Below are 25241 nucleotides of genomic sequence, written 5' to 3'. Positions count from 1 at the left end.
TCGAATTAAATCGGTGGTAGGTCGAATTATTCCAACGTGGGTCGCATTTAATCGGTGGTAGGTCGAATTAACCCCAGCGGGGGTCGAATTTAATCGGTGGTAGGTCGAATTACTCCAGCGAGGGTCGAATTACTACATCGTAGATCGAATAATTCGCTGTAGCCTGAATTAATTCCGCTGTAAATCAAACTAGAGGGCTGATGTTATTAAAAAAAGCCCCATGCTGCCTGACGATTCAGGCGGCATAGGGCCTTATATTGTTTCATTTAAGCGGTTTGATCTTTTTTCATAGCTGGTTTTTCTTCAGCTGGCCATGCACGCTTAATGAATAATGCCAGAATCAGCGCCACACCGGCAATGAAGGTAGATACAAAGAAGGAGAAGTTAATTCCATCCAGCATTGCCTGCATCCCGATTTGGGCTTTCATTTGGCCCATCATCTCAGCGGTGGGCTGGCTTGTTAATTTGCTCATCGCTTTCGTCATTAAATCTTCGGCAGTAGAAGCTGCACGGTTAGACATGACCGTAACGAGCAATGCCGTACCGATCGCACCGGAAATTTGGTTCAGTGTGTTATTCATGGCTGTACCGTGCGGGTTCATGCGGGCTGGCAGCGAGTTCAAACCATTTGTCATGATCGGCATCATGGACATTGACATCCCGAAGGAACGAACAGAAAACAGGATTACAATTTCTGTATACGTAGTTTCCATTGATAATTTACTTAGCAAATACGTAGTTACCACGGTGATAAGCAATCCGATTGAAGCAAGGATGCGGGCACCGAACTTATCGAAAAGCTTACCGGTAACCGGTGACATGAGGGCCATTAATAACGCACCTGGAAGCATCAGTAATCCAGAATCGAATGGTGAAATGCCACGTACTGTTTGTGTGTACATCGGAATTAAGATCATCCCCGAGAACATCGCCATGTTCAGTACGATTGAGATCGTTGCGGATAAAGCGAACATCGGGTGCTTGAAGATCTTGAACTCAAGCATTGGTGTTTCCATTTTAAGCTGGCGTGTTATGAAAAGGGTCAGGGAGATGGCACCGACAATCAGTGTGCCGTATACCTCAAGGCTATCCCAACCTTTGCTGCCTGCCGAACTGAATCCGTAAAGCAAACCGCCAAAGCCTAAGCTTGAAAGGATGACCGATATTTTATCAATTGAGATATTGACTTTTTCCTTGTGGTCTTTAAGTTTAAAGAAGCCGAAAATAAGCACTAGTAAAGCTAGCGGAGTAATGAAATGGAATAGCATTCTCCAATCATAATGTTCGATGATCCAGCCTGAAAGCGTCGGCCCGATTGCAGGGGCAAACATCATGACCAAACCGAATAGTCCCATTGCCGAGCCCCGTTTTTCAACAGGGAAAGAAGTTAAAAGTACGTTCATTAATAATGGCATCATGATTGCCGAACCGGCAGCCTGAACCATACGTGCGCTCAATAATAGCGGGAATACATGCGCTACACCTGCCACGATTGTCCCGATTGAGAATAGGAGCATGGCTGTCAGGAACAGATTACGTACCGAATATTTTCTTATTAAGAAGGCAGTTGTCGGAATCATGATTCCGTTCACGAGCATGTAGCCAGTTGTCAGCCATTGAACTGTGGAAGTCTCTATTCCCAGGTCTATTTGAATTGATGGCAGTGCAATATTTAAAAGGGTTGAATTCAGTATCGATATGAAAGCCCCGACCATCAATATGGCCAAAATGCCATACGAACCCTTTTTCTCATTTATTTGTGCAGTACTCACTTTTTATCTATTCCTCCATTCAAACTATTGGTTCATTTAATTAGACGAGCGGTATATTCCAATCTCACAAAATCAATAATATACCCCTAGTTCAATTTTTGCAATAGAAATTTACTGGTTTAAATAAGGGTTTGTGCTGTCATGAAAAATAGAGTACGATTAAATTTATACAAGCAGTATAATGAAAATTAGGTGATATGATGAATAATCGAAGGCAGAATGTCATCGATACGGCTCATAAGCTTTTTATTGACAAAGGCTACCAAGCGACGTCCATCCAGGACATTCTAGACGGCAGCGGTATATCAAAAGGTACATTTTATAATTATTTCCCTTCGAAGGGTGAATTATTTATAGCCATTTTCCGTTCCTTTTATACAAAGATTCGCCATGAACGGGAAAAACTGTTGATTGGTCAAGATTCCGCCGATATTGAAATTTTCATCCGGCAGCTAGAACTGCAATTAATGGTGAACAAGCAAAGCAAATTGCTCATCCTGATCGAAGAAGTCCGTGTTTCCAACGATGAAGAATTAAAACAATTCATCAATAAAACGCTATTGTTGAGCTTACGCTGGATGTATAACCGTTTTATCGATATCTTCGGGGAAAGCAAAAAACCCTATCTTTTAGATAGCGTCATTATCTTTCATTCGATGATGACCCACATGAATCATTTTAGTTATCGTGCTAATCCCGCCGGTACACCGGACATACAAATTATCCGCTATTGCATGAACCGCATTGTCCATTTAGTCAATGAAGTGGCTGAAAGCGGGGAACAGATCATTGATCCGGAACTAATGGACACATGGTTTCCAAACTTTACAAACCACCTTGAACCTTGCCATAATGATTTGCTTCATTCCACCACGGAATTGAAAAAAGCGATAAACAAAGCTTTTCCTTGCGATGAAAATCGAACAAGAGCCATTGAATTGGTCGACTTCATCCAAGATGAGCTAATGCAGTCTGACAAACCGCGAGAATTCTTGATAGAAAGTTTGCTGGCCACTTTGAAGACTAGATATGCTTCTCAGGTCCAAGCATACATTGATTCTTTTGAAGAAAGTATCAACTCTTGCTTGAGCCGTTGAAGATTGAAGACAAACGCACCTACCGAAATCGGCAGGTGTTTTTTTACGGCTTCTTGCATTGCCCCGATTTTATAAAAAGAGTGGTTTTATAAAAGGTGCCTAAGGAAACACTATCCTTATCATAATAAAGGGAGGTCTACCCACTTGAGTGTGAAAGAGAATGCTTTGTCCATACTGGCTCTGGGCGGAGTGAATGAAATCGGTAAAAACATGTATGTGGTTCAATATGCAAACGATATCGTCATTATTGACTGTGGTGCCAAGTTTCCTGATGAAAGTTTATTAGGAGTCGATTTAATCATTCCTGATATTTCCTTTCTCCAGGAGAATAAGGAGAAGATCCGGGCTTTGATTGTTACTCATGGGCATGAAGATCATATTGGCGGTATCCCCTATTTCTTAAAAAAATTGAATGTACCCATTTATGCCACACGTTTAACACTAGGTTTGATTGAATTGAAATTAAAAGAACATAACCTTTTGGGTGATACGGAGTTAATCCAGATCGACTCGGATTCAAGATTGGAATTTGGAGAGATGGTTCTCGACTTTTTCAAAACGAATCATAGTATACCCGATTGCCTTGGTGTCACCATGCGAACGCCAGAAGGCACGGTCGTTCATACAGGGGACTTTAAGTTTGACTTGACTCCCATGAATGATCAGTATCCCGATATTCATAAAATGGCCAAGATCGGGAGTGAAGGTGTTTTGGTTTTATTATCGGAAAGCACGAACGCTGAACGCCCCGGCTCCAGTCCCTCGGAGCATCTCGTTGGCAGCCATATCGAAGAGGCCTTCATGCAGGCAAAACAGAAAGTCTTTCTTTCGACCTTCGCTTCAAATGTAAATCGAGTTCAACAAGTTGTGAACGCTGCACAGAAGACAAACCGGAAACTTGCCCTGATTGGACGTAGCATGGTGAACGTCGTATCCGTTGCCATTGAACGCGGCTACCTCGAGGTACCTGATGGGATGCTTATCCAACCACATGAAGTCGATAATTATGCTCCTGAAAGGATCGCGGTTTTATGTACAGGAAGTCAAGGAGAGCCGTTTGCTGCCCTTTCCCGCCTTTCCAGTTCAAATTATCGGGATATGAGTATACTGCCTGATGATACAGTGATTCTTGCCTCCACTCCAATACCCGGAAATGAACGGGATGTTTCACGAATCATCGACAACCTATTTCAACTTGGTGCCAAAGTCATTTACGGTTCTGGGACTGTAACAGGCATGCATGTATCCGGACATGCCTATCAGGAAGAGTTGAAGCTCATGCTTACCCTTATGAAACCGAAGTATTTCATTCCAATTCACGGTGAATATCGGATGTTGCACCAACATCGATTACTGGCTGAGTCTGTCGGGGTAGAGAAGGGCAATACTTTCATTATCAGTAATGGCGATGTGGTGGATATTGAAAACTCCGTTGCCCGTCAAACGAGAAAGGTGGCTGCCGGCAATACCTTTGTTGACGGTGTCGGCGTTGGTGATGTTGGAGAAATCGTTCTGCGGGACCGTAAGCAGCTTTCCGAAGATGGCATGCTCGTAATCGTCATAACATTAAGCAAGTCGGAACGAAAAATAGTATCAGGACCCGATACAATTTCCCGTGGATTTGTATATGTTCAAAATTCCGAGGACCTCCTTAAACATGTGAATCGTCTTGTCACGAAAACGGTCAACGACTTACAAAGTGAAAAGATATACCGTTGGAACATCATCAAACAAACCATAAAGAAGGAATTGGGGCACTATCTCTTTACTCAAACTAAGAAAAAGCCAATGATCCTTCCGATCATCATTGAAATTTAGCACCAAATCGAAAGCACACCAAAAGGAACTAGACTTCGTTAGTCGAGTTCCTTTTTTTCAATCAAGTTCTGATTTACTGGCTTTTGCGGCCATCGCCTTGTTCTTATTCCAAACCTTGAATTTCATGAAAACGGCGGCAAGACCGATGATCACGATGAATAAAAGGCTGATGAAAAAACCTGGACGTATTTCTTTTTCAAGCAGAGTGCCACTGACCGCCGCTAAAATTAAAAGAAGTCCGAAAACGGCCGTGATCTTACTCCAAATCTTATTTTCCAAGATTTTAAATGAAGAAAGAATGATGAATGCCCAGTTATACAAAAGTAATATTCCAGCAGATGTTGTGATGTATTCATAAATCTTGCCTGGCAGGAGCAATGCAGTGATGATTGACCCTAAAAGTCCTAAGGCTCCAAGACCAAGTGAAGGCAGTGGAAGGTCCTTGAATTTCTTAATCTTTTGCATGAATAATGAGGGTGCGTTCCCGTCATTGGAGAGTGTTACCAAAAGATTGGTTACACCAAAAAGTGAAGCGGTCATCGTCGAGAAACCAGCTATTATAATTGCACCATTAAATACGTGCGGGAAAAATGTCAGATGATAGCTGTCCAATGCCGAAACGAATGGACTTTCTTTTTCACTGAATGCCCCTAACGATATCATGGTTACGGCTAACCCCAATGAAACCACATATATGATGGTTAGAACCAAGAGCATGATCGTCCCTGCCTTTGGCGCATCTTCTTTCTTTTTAAGCTGCATCGCCATCAGTCCAATGACCTCAATGCCGCCAAACGCATAAAAAGCATAGATTAGTGATGTCCAAAACCCTTTTAACCCTTTTGGGAATAATTCATTGAACTTATTCGGAAAGGATGGCGGTTTCCCTCCATCAAGACCAAACCAGCCGAAAACGGCACATATTGCTATAATGATAAACATTACGATTGCTGCTGTCTTAATTACCGCAAGGATGTTTTCCACCCTGTCGAACCCTTTTGTTCCCAACAATACCACCACGATTGAAACAATTGCGAATCCGGATGCAAATAGCCACAGCGGTACTTTCGGGAACCAAAATTGAGATAATAGCGAAAGCGCAGTAAGCTGGCTTCCCATGATTAATATATTGGAGGACCAATAATTCCAGCCACAGCTAAAGCCAGCCCATCGTCCAAATGCTTTATTGGCATAATAACAAAAAGAACCCTCTTGAGGATCGGCCGCAGTCATCTTGGCAAGCAGATTATAAACGATGTAGGTACCTAGTGCAGCCAATACAAATGAAAATACAATGGATGGCCCCGTCGTTTTAATCCCTATAGTCGATCCAAGGAAATACCCTGTCCCGATCGTACAGCCTACACCGACCAATGATAGCTGCCACCATTTCATATCGCCTTGTTGTTCACCCGATGCATTAGAATCTTGGACAGCCTTCCCTTTCGCTGAACTGCAATTGGCTTTTGTCGTCATGACATTACCTCCTCTTCCATCATTCATAGTGTTGATATTGCCACAATGAATTATGCAAGGAAGAAGTTTTCAAATACCCTACCTTATGTAATAAACTAAAGCATTGTGCTTTATGATATGATGGCAGAAATACCTTGATATGCAAAATAAACCCCAAAGCCTACCAATGATAATCCAGAGATGATCGAAATGGCCATTAAGCTTTTTTCATTTAAGAACCTGCGAAATCCATTCGTTAATGCCGCTACAAAAAAATCCCAACAGGTAAGCCCGAGGAAGATCATCCCGCTATAAATGAAAAGTTGGGATGTCCCATAACTTGAAGCTGTTTTAGCTAAAACAGATCCATATATCCCCAACCAAAATAAAATGGATAATGGACTGGTCACAGACATGATGAACCCTGTCAAAAAACAGGAAATTAAAGAATCTTTATTCCTATATTCATTTAATAATATCGTATTGACTCGTAAAACACTTTCGACCCCAGAATAAATAAGCACGAATCCCCCAAAAAGCCATAGAAAAATCTGGACAATCGGAATTTCTAAAAACCTTACCATACCTATATACACTAAAATCATGAACAAGGCATCTGCAATCATCGACCCTGCCCCAACGATCCAGGCATGCCAAAACCCGTTCTTGATTCCTTTATCGATACGAGCAGAGTTCACCGGACCGATCGGTGCTGCAAGGGTAAGTCCCAAGAAAAAGTAACTCAGCAGTAAATGTACACTCAAAAAGCATCACTCCTTCGAGCTAGTTCATGACTTGTACATTTTATGTGACAACCCTTAGCCTATAACCACTTGCCAAAAAAAATTTCCCGATTTACAAACAAAAAAAGCCGTGGGAAAGCCCGGCTTTTTCGGAGAACTTCCATAAAAACCTATTAGGCAGCAGCTTCTTTTTTGTCTGAACTAATGAATTTCATAACAATCAAAACGATGCCTATACCAATGATCCCTGAAATGATATAGGTCAAATTGATATGATTTTTCATGACAAGGGACATGACCGGAGGGCCTGCCGCAACACCAATGAACCTTGATGACATATAGAAGGAAGTTATCGTACCCCGCTGTTCCTTTTTTATATTTTGAGTGATGATTGCGTCGAGTGTCGGCAATAACGCACCAATCGCTATGCCCACCAAACTCGTTACGAGTAATAAAAGGAAAACCTTGTTTTTTGTAAAACCGACAAATACAAGGCTGATTGAAAGAACAGCTATACTGATCATGATGATTTTTTTCATGATTGGTAATTCACCCTTGATTTTTTTCCCGGCAACATAAGAAGATACACAAAGGAAAAACAGCGGGATCGCTATTACTAAACCTTTTTTAACTCCATGCAAATCATGGATTTTTTCCAGATTATCAGACAAAAAGAAAAGAACACCAAACAAAACCAACATGACAAATACACCAATCAGGAAAACTGTATATAACCATTTCCCTTCCTGCTTGAATATTTTTTTCGTATCATGCCAGAATTCTTTGAATTTCTTCGGATCATCCTTCTCCTTTGGTACCTTTATAAAGAAAAAGACCAAGACAATAGATATTAAACTGAAGAATGAAATTGAGAAGAATGGTAAAAACCAGATAAATGCAGCAAACAGGGAACCCAGTATTGGACTCAGTACTTTCCCAAATGTATTCGAGGTTTCTATGATTCCTAAACAAGAACTGGTTTTTTCATCATCATCCTTGTATAGATCCCCCACCAGAGGCAAAATGATGGGCGAGGCCCCAGACGCCCCAATCCCTTGCAATACCCTCCCAATGATGATCCATGTGTATGGATTCTCCATTTTCCATGATGCATAACCTGCGATCAAGCCGCCGATAAGGGCTAGGATCAAGCTTGGCAGAATCACCATTTTCCGTCCAAATCTATCTGATAAATAACCCGCTATAGGAATTAAAAAAATGGATGCTACGGAATAGCTTGTTATAACCATACTGGATTGAAATGAAGATATTCCCACCTTTTCCTCGAAAATGGGCAAAACCGGGATAAGCATTGAATTTCCAAGTGTCATTACCAATGGAATCGATGCCATACTGATCAGGCACCATACGCTTACATCTTTATTTTGCTTCTCATGACCCTCCATACTTACACTCCTCATCCATTATAAAAGCAACTTATTGCATAAAAGGTAACATTGTGAAACTAATTTGTTTTGCATCATTATTAGATGTCTTCAATTATTATGTTATAGCGCAGAAAGATTTATTCAGTAGCGCTTTACCCAAAATTACCCCTATTACCTTTAAAACAAAAAAACCATTCTGTTTAAGAATGGGTCAGACTGTTGACAACTCGATATTAATTTAGATTGCCTACATTTTAGAGAGTGTAAAATATCAACGTGATTTCAATTGGAGCCCCTTTTGTCTACAAACTCAACCCATTCTGTTTAATAATGGGTTTCCTCCTTTCGTCTTTATAAAAGAATAATATTCCTTTTTTCACAATCCTTTAATATTTGGTCATTCCATACCGAAACCTGAACCTCGCCAATATGTGCTTTCTTCAGCAGAAACATGCATAATCTGGATTGCCCTATTCCTCCACCTATTGAATACGGAAGCTTTCCTTCCAATACGGCCTTATGATAATCGAGCACCTTACGATTTTCGTTTTTGGATAATCTTAATTGTTTTAACAGTGACTTTTCATCTACTCGAATTCCCATTGAAGAAACTTCAAAAGCACATTCCAAGAGTGGATTCCATAAAACGATATCTCCATTTAGGTCCCAATCATCATAATCCGGTGAACGTCCATCATGCTTTTCCCCCGATTGTAACTCTCCGCCAATTTTCATGATGAAAATTGCACCATATTTATTCGCTGCCACATTCTCCCTTTCCTTCAAAGTCAGATTCGGGTATAAATCCTCCAACTCCTGGGTCGTAATGAAGTGAATGTCATCAGGTAACACAGGCTTAAGCAGATGATGGAATTCAAACATATAACATTCGGTCGATTTAATGGCTCTATATATTTTTTTTACTTCAGATTTTAATGTATCTACGTTACGCTGTTCCTTCGTTATGACTTTCTCCCAGTCCCATTGATCCACAAATAAAGAGTGTAAATGATCCAGTTTTTCATCACGTCTTATCGCATTCATATTTGTGTAAATGCCTTCATCACACGCCAAACCATACCTAGATAGAGTGATTCTTTTCCACTTCGCCAAAGATTGAACCACTTCGATTTGTTTATTCTTAATATCCAGAGCTTCAAAGGTAAGAATCCGATCCACACCATTTAAATTGTCATTTATGCCATTACCTTCATTTAAAATGATAGGTGCTGATACTTTTATCAGGTTTAACGCATTTGAAATTCCTTCTTCAAAATGATTCTTAATTTCATTTATTGCAATATCCGTATGCATGATATCAAGAATTGTTTTGTATTTATTCGGCATCGATAATTCAGGCATAATTATCCTCCAATTCCGCTTTGAATAGCGCATGCATTAAAATTGGCGTCTTTCCATTTGACTAAATTACATTATGAAGGAGTTTTCTGTGTTGTTACAAAAACACCATGTCACGACTAGGTACATCCATAAGCAGCAAACCGGACAATGATTCACCATATCCACTCAAAAAAAGGGTCAAAAATGTGGTACAAGTCTAATTATCTGAATACATTCAAATAAGTGAAGATGTAACAAACGATGAGGTGATGAATTGGGTGTTTTTTTCAGCTATGTATTATTAGGCTTATCACTGGCGGCTCCTATCGGTCCCATAAATGCTGCTCAATTGGACCAAGGAATCAAGAAGGGTTTTTGGCATGCCTGGGTTTTTGGCTGGGGTGCCATTTTAGCTGATTTTGTATTTATAGCCCTCGTCTTTTTCGGTGTCGTCCACTTTTTGGACAACTCCTTCATGAAGACATTTTTATGGCTGTTTGGATTTTTCGTCCTGACCTATACCGGAATCGAAAGTCTGTTAAGTGCAGGTAAGATTGAAGTGAATGCACGAAAAGCGAAAGATTCCCTTATTTCTTCATTCCTGACAGGATTCATCATGTCCCTTTCGAATCCTTTATCCATTTTGTTTTGGCTTGGAATTTACGGATCCATTCTGGCAAACTCCGCTTCAAAATATGATATGGATCAATTGCTTTTATACAGTTCAGGGATCCTTGTCGGCCTCTTAACCTGGGATTTCGCAATGGCCATCATCGCCAGCACCTTCAGACGCATTTTATCCAACCCCATTCTAATGGGCATCTCGATCATTTCAGGAATATCCCTTATAGGGATTGGCATTTACTTTGCCATCCAAGCAGCCAAGGCTTTATTTACATAAAGAGTTTACTCTTACATTCATTAAATATATAAAATAGGCAACCCATTTTAATGTCCATCTTTGTCCATGTCGGACACTTATCCCTCTTTGTTCATAGCTTGAAAGGGTAAACACAAAGGGAGGATTTCTTAAATGTATAATAATTATTACCCTTATAATGTTCCATATTATAATGATCCATATTATTATGATAATTCTTATGCCAATTTGCCTTATTATGATTACAGAATGCCAGTACAAACACTGGTTCCATTAGCTACTATTCAGAGTCATTTAAACGCAGGCCGACAAGGTCATTGTTTCAGAGGTTTTTGGGGTAACACCGAGCACACCTTTATTTTGATGGGGTTCAATGCTGCTACTGGTATGGTACAGATACTCGAGGGTGGCATCCCGAATGAGATTCATCATACAGATATAGTCGGATTACAATATCTAGGATTAACTTGCCCTGTCGGTGGCGGCGGTCAAGGCGGCGGTCAGGGCGGCGGTCAGGGCGGCGGTCAAGGCGGCGGACAAGGCGGCGGACAAGGTGGCGGACAAGGCGGCGGACAAGGTGGCGGTCAAGGAGGCGGACAAGGCGGCGGACAAGGTGGCGGTCAAGGCGGACCGGGCGGTAACTGTTTCCAGCAGTTCGTTCAGGGCGTTGGCTGGGTATGGATTTGTAGATAGAAAAAAGACAGCCGAAATATTCCGGCTGTCTTTTTTTATCCAAACCTAATCCAATGGGCATTTACTCGTGAGTTCCGCGTATTTACTCGTGAATTTCGCACATTTACTCGTGAGTTCCGGATTAAGCTGCTTTTTTGTTAGTTGCCGCGTTCTTTTATTTGCTGTACCATTTTCTTAATGAACACTTCTATTGCGACATTTTCAAATTCTTGTTCCCCATATTTCCGGACATTCACTTCATTTTCTTTCTCTTCTTTATCTCCAAGAACCAGCATATATGGGATTTTCCCCATCTGTGCTTCCCTGACTTTATACCCCAGCTTTTCATTCCGATCATCGATTTTCACTCTTATGCCTTTATTCTTCAGTTCTTTTTGAACCTTTAAACAATAGTTCAAATGAACCTGTGAGACAGGGATGATCTGTACTTGCACCGGAGCGAGCCATACGGGAAATGCACCGGCAAAATGTTCTATCAGAATTCCAAAAAAACGATCGATCGATCCATAAATGGCACGATGAATGACGACCGGACGGACTTTTTCATTATTTTCATCAATGTAAGTCAGATCAAATTTATCGGGCATTTGAAAATCAAGCTGGATTGTAGCACATTGATGGCTTCTTTTTAATGCATCTTTAATATGAAAATCAATTTTCGGTCCATAAAATGCCCCGTCCCCTTCATTTACTTGATAATGTATCCCGATGCTTTCCAGAACATTTTTCAAGGCTGTTTCAGAAGCTTCCCAAAGGGAGTCATCGCCCATTGAATCCTCTGGACGAGTCGAGAGCTCCACGGAATACTCGAATCCAAAAGTGCGATACACCTTATCAATCAGATGAAACACTTGTTTAATTTCACTTTCGATTTGATCCTTCCGAACATAAATGTGGGCATCATCCTGGCAAAATGTACGGACACGCAGCATCCCGTTCAATGCACCGCTATATTCATGACGGTGGACTTGACCGAATTCGGCCATCCGGATGGGTAAATCCCTGTAAGAATAAAGACTGTTTTTGAATATAAGCATATGACCCGGACAGTTCATTGGCTTCATCGCGAATTTTGTTTGATCCACCTCAGTGAAGTACATATTCTCATGGTAATGATCCCAGTGACCCGATTGTTCCCATAACCGCTGGTTCATCATGAAAGGAGTGCGAACTTCGTCGTAGTCAGCTTCAGTTTGAAGCTCCCGTGAGAACTTCTCCAATTCATTTCTAACAATTTGTCCTTTCGGTAAATAAAACGGCATTCCAGGGGCTTCCTCCGAAAACATGAATAACTCCAACTGCTTCCCTAATTTACGGTGATCGCGTTTAGCCGCTTCTTCCAGAAATTCAAAATGCTCCTGTAAATCTTTTTTCTTTTGGAAAGCCACGCCATACACCCTTTGAAGCACTTCATTTTGATTGTCTCCCCGCCAATAGGCACCAGATACACGAGTCAATTTGAACGATTTTACAAATGAAGTGGATGGAAGGTGCGGCCCTCTGCAAAGATCGACGAATTCCCCTTGTTGATAAAGCGTTAATTTTTCACCATTAGGGATGTTCTTTGCTATATCCAACTTGAATGACTCCCCTCTGCCCACGAATAACTTTACAGCTTCATCATAAGTAACTTCGATCCTTTTAATTTCCAGATTTTCACTTATGATATGCTCCATCTCTTTTTCAATGGCTTGTAGATCTTCTGAACTCAAAGGATGGTCTAACTTAAAATCATAGTAAAAACCATCTTCCACGACTGGCCCCATCCCTAATTCCACATTTCGGTATAGCCTTTTCACAGCCTGCGCCAAAACATGCGCCGATGTATGTCGTAAAACTTCTAATCCTTCATCCGAATCCAGAGTCAAGATCGACAGTTCGGCATCCTTATTCAACTTGAAACTTAGGTCAACCAGTTGCTTATTCAGTATTCCTGCTACTGCCTTTTTCCTTAAACTTGAGCTGATGGACCCTGCCACACTTTCCACTGTCATCCCTTGCGGATATTCCTTTTGCTGCCCATCCGGGAATTGAACTTTAATCATTTTTTCACCCATCACATAAACACCCCTTTTTTAGTAATAAAAAAACGCACTCATCCCTATGCAAGGGACGAGTGCGTTTACCCGTGGTTCCACCCAATTTCCCATAAGCAAGAAACACTCATGGCTCTGGAGCTTGTAACGCAGCTTAGACGATATCAGTTACTCTTGTTCACCGATATAGCTCAAAGGCGGTAAATCAGTTTCCTAAGCCAGGAAGTTCGCAGCTGCCCTTCCCTCTCTGCAGACCGTAAAAATGATTATTGTCCTTATCATGGCAATATTTTTATATATAAAAAAACGCACTCATCCCTATGCAAGGGACGAGTGCGTTTACCCGTGGTTCCACCCAATTTCCCATAAGCAAAAAACACTCATGGCTCTGGAGCTTGTAACGCAGCTTAGACGATATCGGTTACTCTTGTTCACCGATATAGCTCAAAGGCGGTAAATCAGTTTCCTAAGCCAGGAAGTTCGCAGCTGCCCTCCCCTCTCTGCAGACCGTAAAAATGATTATTGTCCTTATCATGGCAAAAATTATAATAATAAAAAACGCACCCATCCCTAAGTAAGGGACGAGTGCGTTACCCGTGATTCCACCCAATTTCCCATAAGCAAAAAACACTCATGGCTCTGGAGCTTGTAACGCAGCTTAGACGATATCAGTTACTCTTGTTCACCGATATAACTCAAAGGCGGTAAATCAGTTTCCTAAGCCAGGAAGTTCGCAGCTGCCCCTCCCTCTCTGCAGACCGTAAAAATGATTCATGTCCTTATCAATGCTTCTAAAAATGTAAATGGATTTTTATATTGTTATATATATTACAATATATTCCCATAAGTGACAACCTCAAATTTATTAATTTCATTACAAACACTAAATTGGTATAATTAGTAAAAAAGGAGTCTCTATGAAAAGTTTAAGCAATTGGTCTATCGTATTTGCAGTGATTGGTACACTATCATTTTGCTGTTCCCTTGCTTTAGCAAAAGCTTCCGAGCTGCTTATGATTTCAGGATTCGGTGCGTTGCTTATTGGTATGTTTTGCAGTTTCGGGGCCATGTTTATCAATGAAAAAGGAAAGTCGAAGTTTTTGGCCGTGGCTGCATTCTTTCTTTTAAGTTTCATTCTCGTTTGGAATGAGCCATTTCAAATTGTCAGGCTCTTGACCTGGATGAAAAATTAATCGAAATGAAAAACCCGTTCTTCATGACGGGTTTTTTGATGAGTTCAATCTTCATCGGCTATCATTCGACTTGAATTCTTTATTCCAAGCCATAGCGTAAGTCCAGTGGTCCAGAGAATTAGCGTACATCCGAAGCCGAGCAATGATAACGGTGCAAGGATTTGATGCTCCCCAAACATGACGGTGTCTGGCACAATAAGCAATGTGATAAGCGCCAATAAACAGAGAAGCACTCCTGTTGCATAGTAAACCTTGATTTGGAAAAGTGACGCCAAAGGTAAAAAATGAATCCCAACAATAATGGCGATGACGCCTGGTATAAGATCGTTCTGATCTATCAAGTTACAGATGGCAATGGCAATCCCGATCAGCAAACCTTCGGCAATGAAGACCATATTAAACAAAAATCCGATACGCTTCAGACGCCTAGCCCCATTTTCTGAAACTTGATTGGACATTTTTTGTGATGCATGAATTAATGATATGCCTCCGATAACCATTATGATTCCGACCAATATGGCTGCGAGTTCCACGTAGGGAAACCCCCACCCCTGCAATCCCATTACACCGGTACCTGCCCATAGTGTACCGAAGAACGCCATGAAAATGACTCCAATTCCAGAACCGCGAAACGCCTCTTTCATCATCAGTTTCCTTTCATCCACAGTAATATCGTACATAGAATAATAGTATTGCGCACCCTCCCCGATTATTCAGCTGCAATAAAATGATTTTATTAAAAAAATTACCATATCGCGAACTTTAATAGATAATTTCCGCTTTCGGAGATATAACTGGATTTTCGGAGATATATTCCTATTTTAGGAGATATACCTGGATTTTCATACAAATCCCCATAAAAAAACCTGAGTCCCCAAAGGGGTCTCAGGTTTTTTCCATTGGTATCAAGCCACATCTGATTTATCGAATTGACAATCTTTTAATGCTATTAATTTGGTCTTGTGATAAAACTTGTATCCTAACCAGACTACCAGGAATATCGGCAATCCGATATAGGAGACAGCAACGCCATACCAGTCGATGCTGCCGCTTAGGAATGCTTCATAATTCTGTCCTGCAATGACGAGCATGCACAGGGCGAATGAAAGAATCGGACCGAATGGAAACCATTTTGCTTTATATTTCAATTCGTTTAGGTCACCACCTTGTGCAACATAGGCACGTCTAAAGCGATAATGGCTTATGGCGATTCCAATCCAGGCGATGAAGCCAGTCAGCCCGGATGCATTCAATAGCCATGTAAATACATGGTCCCCGAAAATGGAGGTCAAGAATGCGAATCCTCCAATTAAGGATGTCATGATCAAGGCATTCATCGGGATTCCCCTGCGGTTGACTTTGGCCAGGAATTTGGGAGCTTGATGATCTTTTGCCATCGACCATAACATCCTTGTTGATGCATATAGCCCCGAGTTCCCGGCGGATAGTAAGGAGGTTAACACGACTGCATTCATGACGGATGCAGCGAATGCCAACCCTGCCCGTTCAAAGACAAGCGTGAAAGGGCTTACAGAAATGTTTTCGACATCTCCGTTCAACAAGCTTGGACTCGTATACGGTATTAAGAGACCAAGTATCAGGATGGCCCCGATGTAAAATAAGAGGATGCGCCAAAATACTTGGCGGATTGCATTCGGAACATTTTTTTCGGGTTCTTCACTTTCCCCGGCAGCAATACCAACCAGTTCTGTGCCTTGAAAAGAAAATCCGGCGATTAGAAAGATTGAGATGATCGATAAAAATCCTCCCTTGAATGGTGCCTCATCCATGGTGAAGTTTTCAAATCCGATCACCTTTCCGCCAAAAATCCCCAATATGGTCAATAAACCAATAATGATGAAGCAAATGATGGCAATGACTTTTATTAGTGCAAACCAATATTCAGATTCACCATAGCTTTTAATGGATAGGGCGTTGAGGGTGAAGACAATTCCAAGAAATAAGGCACTCCATATCAGGCTGGGTACATCAGGGAGCCAAAATTTCATGATGATGGCTGCTGCAGCTATTTCCACGGCAAGGGTGACTGCCCAGTTAAACCAATAATTCCAGCCAAGTGCAAAGCCGAATGCGGGATCAACAAAGCGTGTGGCATAGGTGGAAAAGGATCCCGACACAGGCATATATGTCGCCATTTCCCCTAAGCTCGTCATCAGGAAATAAACCATGATCCCAATGCAGGCATAGGCAGCGAGGGCACCGCCGGGCCCTGCGCTCTGGATGGTTGCCCCGCTCGCCAGGAATAGTCCGGTTCCTATTGAACCGCCGATGGCAATCATGGTCATATGCCTTGCTTTCAGTTGCCTTTTAACTGTCGGTTCTTGATTATTAATGGGATTCCTTTTAACTGTCGGTTCTTGATTATCAATGAGATTCATGTCCATAAGGTTCCTACCTCATTTTCTTTTAAAGTTAAAAGTTCAAGAATAAAAGAGTTTTTTAACAACCGCTTTGTGAAAGACTAATCGTTCGCTTCACTTGCTGGGAAGCTATCTTAGTTTAATTGCCATTGCCTGGTATCGTCTCCCTATTCCCGGACTGGGTGACCCCATCCTGCTCAGTCTCCATTCCACACCATTGAATTAGAGTAAGCGCAATGATTTCGGCTGTGGAGAACACGTTGTCGAGCAGGATGTATTCATTTGGATAGTGGGCAACCTCGGTTACTCCTGGTCCGAAAACGATTGCTGGCGTTTCACCGACATGTGTCAGCAATCCCCCGTCCGTTCCCCAAGGGGAGGCTTCAATGACCGGGTCCTGTCCGGCAACCTGCCGATATTGATGAACAAGTGCATTCATCAGTTCATGCTCTACATCAATTGACCCTGGAACCCAGCGTGCCCCGAACCATTCCAATACGGGCGGATTTTGATTGAACCATTGGTCCGCTTCCCCCAGCTGCAATAACCAGGCAGCCATTTCTTCCTTCGCCTGCTCCATCGTTTCCTCCGGCGCAACGCCCATCCTTCCTTCAATTTTCACAAGGTCGGGAACGGATGACGGCCAATTACCGCCTTCAATGACACCTAGATTGATTGGAATCGGAATGGGCGTGTTCTGATAAAGCGGATCACTGATACGTGCATTTCGCTTTTCTTCCAAGGCACGAATATGATTGATGACGGTCATGCTTTTTTCAATCGCACTAACGCCTTCATACCTTGTTCCGCCATGGGCTGACCGTCCTTTAACATGGATTCGGAACCACATCGAACCCTGCTGTTTCGGGAAGATTCTCATATTCGTCGGTTCAGGGATCAGGGCGGCATCGGCTTTATATCCTCTCAGGACTGCCGCTAATGTTCCGGCCCCGCCGCTTTCTTCTTCAATCACACTTTGAAAAATGACATCTCCCTTTAATTGGATGCCATTTTCCTTCAATGCCTGCATCGCCAGGATCAGCGATACATTTCCACCCTTCATATCGGTTACGCCGCGTCCAAACATCCTTCCATTCTTGATCGCTCCGCTATATGGGTCGTCGTCCCACTGATCCCGGTCTCCGTCCGGAACCACATCGATGTGTCCGTTCAAGATGATGGAACGTCCGCCTCCAGTCCCTTTCATGATACCTACCACATTGGGGCTGTTGGAAAATTCACTGCGCGGAGAATAAAAATAAGAATGCTTTTTCAGCTCGCCGCCGTCAGGTTCCCAACTATCGATTTGCAAACCCATTTCCTGCAGCTTTTGGGCGACGATGGCCTGTGCTCCCGCTTCATTTCCTTGCGTACTCGGGGCTTGTACCATTTTTTGCAATAGGTTCGTTCCTTCTTCCCGATGATCCTTGATCCATTGGTTTATCCGTTTTTTTATATCCGGCACGTTTATCCTCCTTCATTACACATATTCTCATAGATTACTGAAAGTCCCATTCCGCCTGCCATACACAACGTTACCATTCCGTACTTAACTTGTGAACGCAACATTTCATGCATCAGTGTGACTGTCAATTTTGCACCTGTTGCTCCTACAGGGTGACCAAGTGCAATTGCCCCCCCATTGACATTGACAATATCCGGATTCAAATCTAACTCCTTGATCACTGCAAGTGCTTGGGCAGCAAAGGCTTCATTAAGTTCAATCAGTCCGATATCCCCTAACGATAGACCTGCTTTTTCCAATGCCTTTCGAGTAGCGGGTACTGGTCCAATCCCCATAACTCCAGGTTCAACTCCTGCACTGGCAAAAGCCTTTATTTTCAAGAGCGGTTTTAATCCCTTTTCTTCTGCTTGCTGCTTGGACATTAAAAGTACAGCTGCAGCCCCATCATTCATAGGACAGGCATTTCCTGCCGTAATGGTTCCTTCATTTTTGAATACTGCCTGAAGACTGGCTAGTTGATCTAGATGAATGTCCTCGCGTACCCCTTCGTCATGGTTGAAGATTTGAAGTCCTTTTCGACCCTTGATTTTAAGCGAAATAATTTCTCTATTAAAGCGACCCTCTTCTATAGCTTTCCAAGCCTTCTTGTGGCTTTGATAAGCAAATTTATCCTGTTCTTCACGACGGATACCATATTTTTCAGCCAATCGCTCGGCAGTGATTCCCATATGATCATTTTCCAAGGAACATATTAATCCATCTGCCAGCAGAGCATCCTCCATCGTTAAGTTTCCAAATTTACCGCCCCATCTATTTTTCACTATATAAGGCACATTGCTCATGCTCTCCACTCCGCCGGCAATAATGACGTCTTCTTGACCAGCAGCGATAGTTAAAGCGGCGTTGGTAATGGCCTTTAAACCTGATCCACATGCTTTGATTACAACGTGTCCTGGGACATTGTGTGGGAAACATGCCAGCTGCGACGAAATTCGTGCCGAGTTAAGTCCGCCTCCGTGGACATAGCCGTGTCCGAAAATCACTTCATTGACTTTTTCTTTACCCAAACCGGAATTCTCCATTAAACCTTCCAATACTTGACGGCCCAATTCGGTAGCTTTAACATTCCTGAGTGATTTTCCAAAGGATCCAACTGCAGTTCGCGCCCCAGCAACGATGACAACCTCATTCAAGCTTTTTTCCTCCTCTTACCTATTCAATGGTGTTAACGGCAGCATGGATTTTCAATGTTGCCTCTGTATTCCTTATCACATCATCCACGGTATATGGCGTCATGACTTCCTTCAGCACCAATCCTTCCGATGTAACTTCCATGACTGCCATTTCCGTAATGATTAAATCCACACTCTGCTTTGCCGTCAATGGAAGCGTACATGTCTTCAAGATCTTCGATTCACCCTGCTTATTCACGTGATTCATCAGGACGATCACCTTTTTGGCTTTCTGGGCCAGCTCCATTGCCCCGCCCATCCCCGGCACCCGCTTTCCTGGGACGATCCAATTCGCCAAATCCCCTTTTTCACTGACTTCCAGGGCTCCAAGTATGGTGATGTCGATGTATCCTTTCCTGATCATTCCAAATGCCGTTGCACTGTCAAAGTAAGAAGCTCCCGGTACAGTGGTGATCGGGAAACCTCCCGCATTACAGAGGGCAGGATCCTCTTTCCCGGGATCAGGACTTGGACCGGTACCGAGAACTCCATTTTCCGCATGGAACAGCACAGAGATATCTTGAGGAATATGATCTGCCACCAAGGTAGGGATGCCGATGCCTAAATTGACGATCAGTCCATCATGGATTTCCTTGGCGGCGCGTTTCGCGATGCGATTTCGTACATCTACTGCCATGCCCATTTCCAATTCACCCCTTTTGTCGGAATCACCATATCTACATAAATGCCTGGTGTGGCAATACATTCCGGATCCAATTCGCCTGCAGGAACGATTTCGTCCACTTCAGCAATCGTGAAGGCTCCAGCCATCGCGACCAGCGGATTGAAATTACATGCAGTCTTGTCGTACACTAAATTCCCAAGTGAGTCGGCCTTTTTGGCATGGACGATGCTGACCTCAGCCGTCAAAGCGGTTTCCACCAAATATTCTTTTCCTTCTATCACAATCTTGTCCTTGCCTTCTTCGGCTATCGTACCAATCCCGACATCGACAAAAATCCCGCCTAAGCCTACACCGCCGGCACGAATCCGTTCGGCTAATGTACCCTGCGGTGAAAATTCGACTTGCAGCTTTCCTTCAGTCATGAGCTTGCCGGCATTAGGATTGGATCCGATATGCGAGGCAATCACTTTCTTTGCCCTTTCAGCAGTCACAAGCCGGCCAATGCCGATATCAGGGAATCCAGTATCATTGCCAATCAAGGTCAATTCCTTAACGCCCTTGTCAAGGATACCCTGTACAAGCGTCGGAGGAGTCCCCACTCCTCCAAATCCGCCATACATGAGTGTGCATCCATCGGAAATATGCTCCAGCGCTTCTTCCATGGTCACAATTTTGTTTTTCTTCGTAATGACCTGCTTCATACCGTTCCTCCTAAATAGCCTGCATGTCTTCAATCAAACCTTCCGCGTGCAATTCTTGCTGCAACTCTTCGAGGGAAGCTTCCAGTATCTTGACGAGGCGATCGATTTCTTCATTCGTAATGATTAATGGCGGAGATATGATAACCGCATCACCAGCGATTCCTTCAATCGCACCTGCAGCAGGATAGATTATCAACCCCTTCGCAAAAGCCTTATTGACAAGCCTTGGAGTCAGGCCGATTTGCAAGTCGAATGGCGTTTTTGATACCCGATCTGAGACAAACTCAAGTCCAAGGAGAAGCCCTTTCCCTCTTACATCACCGATGATGTCGAATTTCTCGGCCAAGCCTTGAAGCTTCTTAAACAGATATTGGCCTTTCTCTTCCGCTGCGCGAACCAGGTCATTGCGCTCAATGTAGGAAAGCACTTCCAATGAAACGGCTGCAGATAGAGGGTTTGCACTATATGTGTGTCCAGCCATGATAGATTTCGAGCCTTTTAAAATGGGCTCCATGACACGGTCAGTAATCATCGTGGCTGCGATTGGAGTATACCCGGCGCTCATTCCTTTACCCAATGCGATGATATCCGGGGTGACTCCCCAGTGTTCCATTGCGAACATTTTTCCTGTCCGGCCGATTCCCGTCATTACCTCATCGGCGATAAAGAGAATGTCATAGGTTTCGCAGATTTCCTTAATCCTTTGATAGTAGCCATCCGGCGGTGTTACAGCACCAGCGGATGCCCCGATTATCGGTTCTGCGATGAAGGCTGCGACATTTTCGGAGCCGACCCTTTGAATCGCTGTCTCCAGTTCGTCTGCACACTTAAGCTTGCATCCTGAAGTTTCGTTATTATGAGGACAGCGATAGCAGTAGGGAGCAGATATGCTAGGAAAATCCTCCAATAGCGGCACAAAACGTTTTCTTCTTGGTACATGGCCTGACATCGATAAAGCGCCCATCGTGATCCCGTGATAACTCGTCCACCTGGAGATTATGCGATTTTTTCGCTCAAACCCTTTTTCTTGCCAATGTTGAATTGCGATCTTCATTGCCGTTTCAGTCGCTTCCGATCCACTATTCACAAAAAATGACCAATTCAAATCCCCTGGAGCCAGCTCACTTAGCTTTTTGGCCAATGCCTCTGCGGCTCCGCTCGTAAAATGAGACCTATATGCAAAAGAAACCTTGCGGGCCTGCTCCGTCATTGCATCGACAACGTCCATTACACCATGTCCAATACTTGCCGTGACCGCACCTGATGAGCCGTCTATATACTGTTTTCCATCTGTATCATAAAGATAAATTCCATTCCCATGAGAGATAGTGGGATAGTCCTGATCTAAAGTAGGTTTAATCAAATGATTTCGTTCCATTTCATCTCTCCTTTTAACGTTCGTACATATTATCTATTAATCTATTACGTTCTTAAAAGACTAAAAGGCTCATCCTGAATCAGGATGGATTCCGTAGGGCAGCCTTCCATGGCATCTTGCATGTCATCATGCAGGATTTCAGGAACTTCGGCAATCCCCTGATTATCGTCCAGGATGACGAAAGCGATCCCTTGATCGTCATAGTCATAAATCTCAGGACCTGTTGCACCGCACGCCCCGCAAGCAATGCAGGTTTCTTTATCAACCCATGTGTATTTAGCCATAGAAAAATCCTCCTACTTGAGGGATAAATCTTTACCCCAAATATTCATGTCCTCATACTTATCCCAAATATTGCAATTCTTCGTTAACCTGCCTCCATATTCATACCCCAGCTGATGAAAGACTGCGTTCATGCCCATTGACAATGATCGCGCTAATGAATAAGAGCAATAAATGTTTTTCCTGAACAATTCTTGTTCCAATGCGGAGATGAGCACCTTCATGAAACCATGCTTTCGATGCTGGGGAATTGTTGCACAGTCCGTTATTTCAGCATTATGATACATCTCATTCACTTCAGCGGATGCAGCACTCACGATGGTTCCTTCAAATTCGATAACACTAAAGATCGTCCCTTCCTCCATCACTTTCTTGATATATCGCTCATCATTCATCGGTGTAGGATAGGTTTCAAAAATGGCACCATATAGCTTCGCCAGCTCTTGTGCATCTTTCTCCGTAGCAGACCGGAGGATATAACCGTCAGGTATTTGCTGAGATGCATTCGGTCTAGGAACCGTGGTTACATCTTGGATGACTATATCTTCCTTGACCCAAAAGTCGCTTGTCCGCCTTTCATCCGTTAAATAGAAGGCCATGCAATAGGCATCATTCCCTTTGAAATACTTGCTCAATATTCCTTCCAGCATGAATCCTTGACCTAACGCCGCCGATAAATCTTCATTCCTTGCTTTAAGTATCACTTTTGTAAAGCCCTGCTCCTTTGCGATGGCAAGGGCCCGATCGATCGCTTTTTTGATATTTCCCCGATAATCATCCATGCGCAAGCGCTGATTGGCATGATCATGATAGAGCTCCATCGTATAACAATCCCCAGTCTCCGCTTGGGTGAAAAAAGGCAGCTTTTGAACAGGCATTATGTACCCCCCTTATTTAAAGAATTCGGGAGAAGAGATGCCTATCATCCGCTTCTCCCGGCATTCTATTTCCAATTGAATAATTTTTTGATAGGTGCCTGAAGAAGCTGATCATACGTGAACTCATTAGGATATTCACTCACATCATATATAGATAAGGCTTCATCCACCTTTTGATTCATCGAATCGGACACATAGATTCCACACTCAGGACAGTTCACGGCCGGAACTTGAAGGACTTTTATTGAGCGTTTCCCGTCAGGCATGATCCAGTAACAATCCTTCTTTTCACTTTCTTCCACGTTTGGGGCGTTGCACCACAAGCAATCCATCTTCATTCCTCCTTGCCTTCAGATTTCACCGAGCCGCTGGCGGCCAAGGCATTCTTTTTTTCTTGTGCCAACCTTAATTTTTCCTTCATTTCATCCCGTTTATCACGGCGATCCTTCAATGAAGCATGTTCCTCAGTGACTTCATACGCTTTTCTCTTGTCAAGACGACGAAGGCCTTCTGGCACCAAGTTGAATTTCTCGTCCGTCATGAGAGCGGAAATCCCGACGGCTTCTTTCCTATCCGCAGTACCATACACTTCATCAAAGTAAGCATCTGCACTGCCGGCAACATAATTCTTCGGCTCCGGATAGCTTGTGATAACTCCTTCAAAGTTCCGTAAAACGACTTTATCCGGACTTTGCGAAAGAAGGTAATTCGGAGTCAAGGCAATCTTTCCGCCTCCGCCAGGAGCATCCACCACAAAGGTAGGCACTGCATATCCTGATGTATGGCCGCGCAGCGCTTCAATGATTTCAAGTCCTTTTGAAACCGGCGCCCGGAAATGGCCAATCCCTTCAGATAGATCACATTGATAAATGTAATAAGGTCTTACCCTTGCTTTTACACAGTCATGCATAAGCTTTTTCATGATATGTACACTATCGTTGATTCCAGCCAGGATGACTGCCTGATTACCAAGCGGTACGCCTGCCATCGACAGCATATCACATGCTTTTTTCGCTTCATCCGTCAGTTCAAGCGAATGATTGAAATGTGTATTCAACCAAACCGGATGATACTTTTTCAGAATATTACATAAATTTTCTGTAATCCTCTGCGGGAAAACGACCGGTGCACGTGTGCCGATCCGAATGATTTCCACATGCGGGATGGCACGTAGGTTACTCAATACGTATTCAAGGATCTTATCATTGATCAGCAGGCCGTCTCCGCCAGAGATCAGCACGTCCCTCACTTCCGGAGTGTTCCGGATATATTCAATCGCCCCGTCAAGCTGCTTCTTGGGAACACCCATGCCAACCTGACCTGAGAAACGGCGTCGAGTACAATATCTGCAGTACATGGAGCATTGGTTCGTTACAAGGAATAGAACGCGATCCGGATATCGATGCGTCAATCCTGGAACAGGGGAATCCTCATCCTCATGCAGCGGATCCTCCAAATCATATCTAGTCTTGTTCATTTCTGCCGAAAGCGGTACCGACTGTAAACGAATCGGACAGCGAGGATCATCGGGATTCATCAAAGAAGCATAATAAGGCGTAATGTTCAACGGAATCGTTTGAGTCGAAATCCGGACTCCTTCTTCTTCTTCAGGTGTCAGGTTGACGACCTTTTTCAAATCATCCAGTGTTTTAATCGTATTGGTCAATTGCCAGAGCCAATCATTCCACTGCTCTTCCGTTACATCCTTCCACAATTCGATATCATTATAATGCCTGCGTCCACCTAGGTATTCTTTATGTTTTACATCCAATCCCATCAAATTCATTTAAAATGCCCCCTTTATTCTTAGAACTTATATATATACTCTCGCAAGAATGATGCCAACATGAATAACATGGAAAACATAAGCAAAAAGGGACAAA

General features: G+C 43.1%; 22 protein-coding genes and 3 other annotated features. Of the genes, 5 read left to right on the top strand and 17 right to left on the bottom strand.

Going from position 1 to position 25241, the window contains the following annotated elements; genetic code table 11:
- Positions 1-266 precede the first annotated feature (266 nt).
- Positions 267-1715: a DHA2 family efflux MFS transporter permease subunit gene (locus ACWF5P_RS01160; RefSeq protein WP_452444619.1), complete on the bottom strand. Its 1449-nt coding sequence runs from the start codon at positions 1713-1715 to the stop codon at positions 267-269.
- 257 nt (positions 1716-1972) lie between these two features.
- On the opposite strand from ACWF5P_RS01160, the gene ACWF5P_RS01155 reads away from it, so the two are divergent.
- Both ACWF5P_RS01155 and ACWF5P_RS01150 read left to right on the top strand, forming a co-directional pair.
- Entirely contained in the window at positions 1973-2869 is an 897-nt protein-coding gene (locus ACWF5P_RS01155) for a TetR/AcrR family transcriptional regulator (protein ID WP_260358477.1), read from the top strand.
- A gap of 144 nt (positions 2870-3013) precedes the next feature.
- On the top strand, positions 3014-4687 hold the full coding sequence (locus ACWF5P_RS01150) for an RNase J family beta-CASP ribonuclease (protein ID WP_434167692.1): 1674 nt from the start codon (positions 3014-3016) through the stop codon (positions 4685-4687).
- Between the two features lie 57 nt (positions 4688-4744).
- Here the strand turns inward: ACWF5P_RS01150 and ACWF5P_RS01145 are convergent, their stop codons facing one another.
- The 4 genes from ACWF5P_RS01145 to asnA form a co-directional block, all read right to left on the bottom strand.
- On the bottom strand, positions 4745-6082 hold the full coding sequence (locus ACWF5P_RS01145; protein ID WP_434169718.1) for an amino acid permease: 1338 nt from the start codon (positions 6080-6082) through the stop codon (positions 4745-4747).
- Between the two features lie 191 nt (positions 6083-6273).
- The gene (locus tag ACWF5P_RS01140; protein ID WP_434167693.1) at positions 6274-6906 is read right to left on the bottom strand and encodes a LysE family transporter; all 633 of its coding nucleotides are present in this window, start codon (positions 6904-6906) and stop codon (positions 6274-6276) included.
- Between the two features lie 152 nt (positions 6907-7058).
- The gene (locus ACWF5P_RS01135; RefSeq protein WP_230176604.1) at positions 7059-8291 is read right to left on the bottom strand and encodes an MFS transporter; all 1233 of its coding nucleotides are present in this window, start codon (positions 8289-8291) and stop codon (positions 7059-7061) included.
- Between the two features lie 333 nt (positions 8292-8624).
- Complete coding sequence (asnA, locus tag ACWF5P_RS01130; RefSeq protein WP_434169719.1) at positions 8625-9620, bottom strand: aspartate--ammonia ligase; 996 nt, start codon at positions 9618-9620, stop codon at positions 8625-8627.
- Between the two features lie 268 nt (positions 9621-9888).
- On the opposite strand from asnA, the gene ACWF5P_RS01125 reads away from it, so the two are divergent.
- Together ACWF5P_RS01125 and ACWF5P_RS01120 are read left to right on the top strand one after the other, a co-directional pair.
- The gene (locus ACWF5P_RS01125; RefSeq protein ID WP_434167694.1) at positions 9889-10515 is read left to right on the top strand and encodes a LysE family transporter; all 627 of its coding nucleotides are present in this window, start codon (positions 9889-9891) and stop codon (positions 10513-10515) included.
- A 132-nt stretch (positions 10516-10647) separates the two neighbouring features.
- Positions 10648-11187, top strand: a complete 540-nt coding sequence (locus tag ACWF5P_RS01120; protein WP_452444492.1) for a hypothetical protein — start codon at positions 10648-10650, stop codon at positions 11185-11187.
- A 137-nt stretch (positions 11188-11324) separates the two neighbouring features.
- Here ACWF5P_RS01120 and thrS read toward each other — a convergent pair whose 3' ends face one another.
- Complete coding sequence (gene thrS, locus ACWF5P_RS01115) at positions 11325-13232, bottom strand: threonine--tRNA ligase (protein ID WP_452444618.1); 1908 nt, start codon at positions 13230-13232, stop codon at positions 11325-11327.
- 60 nt (positions 13233-13292) lie between these two features.
- Positions 13293-13514, bottom strand: a binding site (T-box leader).
- Positions 13515-13545: 31 nt separating this feature from the next.
- Positions 13546-13767, bottom strand: a binding site (T-box leader).
- A gap of 30 nt (positions 13768-13797) precedes the next feature.
- Positions 13798-14018: a binding site (T-box leader), on the bottom strand.
- 122 nt (positions 14019-14140) lie between these two features.
- Here thrS and ACWF5P_RS01110 point away from each other — a divergent pair.
- The gene (locus ACWF5P_RS01110; RefSeq protein ID WP_452444491.1) at positions 14141-14416 is read left to right on the top strand and encodes a hypothetical protein; all 276 of its coding nucleotides are present in this window, start codon (positions 14141-14143) and stop codon (positions 14414-14416) included.
- Between the two features lie 44 nt (positions 14417-14460).
- Here the strand turns inward: ACWF5P_RS01110 and ACWF5P_RS01105 are convergent, their stop codons facing one another.
- The 11 genes from ACWF5P_RS01105 to kamA form a co-directional block, all read right to left on the bottom strand.
- Entirely contained in the window at positions 14461-15060 is a 600-nt protein-coding gene (locus ACWF5P_RS01105; RefSeq protein WP_452444490.1) for a DUF7010 family protein, read from the bottom strand.
- A 261-nt stretch (positions 15061-15321) separates the two neighbouring features.
- The gene (locus ACWF5P_RS01100) at positions 15322-16815 is read right to left on the bottom strand and encodes an amino acid permease (RefSeq protein WP_452444617.1); all 1494 of its coding nucleotides are present in this window, start codon (positions 16813-16815) and stop codon (positions 15322-15324) included.
- 121 nt (positions 16816-16936) lie between these two features.
- Positions 16937-18262, bottom strand: coding sequence for a peptidase (locus tag ACWF5P_RS01095; protein ID WP_452444489.1), 1326 nt, complete (start codon positions 18260-18262; stop codon positions 16937-16939).
- A gap of 2 nt (positions 18263-18264) precedes the next feature.
- The gene (locus ACWF5P_RS01090; protein ID WP_434167698.1) at positions 18265-19455 is read right to left on the bottom strand and encodes an acetyl-CoA C-acyltransferase; all 1191 of its coding nucleotides are present in this window, start codon (positions 19453-19455) and stop codon (positions 18265-18267) included.
- A 19-nt stretch (positions 19456-19474) separates the two neighbouring features.
- On the bottom strand, positions 19475-20137 hold the full coding sequence (locus ACWF5P_RS01085; RefSeq protein ID WP_434167699.1) for a 3-oxoacid CoA-transferase subunit B: 663 nt from the start codon (positions 20135-20137) through the stop codon (positions 19475-19477).
- On the bottom strand, positions 20122-20820 hold the full coding sequence (locus ACWF5P_RS01080) for a 3-oxoacid CoA-transferase subunit A (protein WP_434167700.1): 699 nt from the start codon (positions 20818-20820) through the stop codon (positions 20122-20124). Before ACWF5P_RS01080 ends, ACWF5P_RS01085 begins: the two co-directional genes overlap by 16 nt.
- 10 nt (positions 20821-20830) lie before the next feature.
- Positions 20831-22198 (bottom strand): aspartate aminotransferase family protein, encoded by a 1368-nt coding sequence (locus ACWF5P_RS01075; protein ID WP_434167701.1) that lies wholly within the window; start codon positions 22196-22198, stop codon positions 20831-20833.
- Positions 22199-22242: 44 nt separating this feature from the next.
- Positions 22243-22482 (bottom strand): 4Fe-4S domain-containing protein, encoded by a 240-nt coding sequence (locus tag ACWF5P_RS01070; protein ID WP_434167702.1) that lies wholly within the window; start codon positions 22480-22482, stop codon positions 22243-22245.
- 12 nt (positions 22483-22494) lie between these two features.
- A complete protein-coding gene (gene ablB / locus ACWF5P_RS01065; RefSeq protein WP_434167703.1) occupies positions 22495-23358 on the bottom strand; it encodes a putative beta-lysine N-acetyltransferase in 864 nt (287 codons plus the stop codon).
- A gap of 65 nt (positions 23359-23423) precedes the next feature.
- On the bottom strand, positions 23424-23690 hold the full coding sequence (locus ACWF5P_RS01060; RefSeq protein ID WP_179891117.1) for a YokU family protein: 267 nt from the start codon (positions 23688-23690) through the stop codon (positions 23424-23426).
- A gap of 2 nt (positions 23691-23692) precedes the next feature.
- Positions 23693-25135, bottom strand: coding sequence for a lysine 2,3-aminomutase (gene kamA / locus ACWF5P_RS01055; protein ID WP_434169722.1), 1443 nt, complete (start codon positions 25133-25135; stop codon positions 23693-23695).
- Positions 25136-25241 lie beyond the last annotated feature (106 nt).

Source organism: Peribacillus sp. NPDC055009 (genome assembly GCF_053608705.1).
This window is presented reverse-complemented; position numbering and strand designations above follow the sequence as displayed.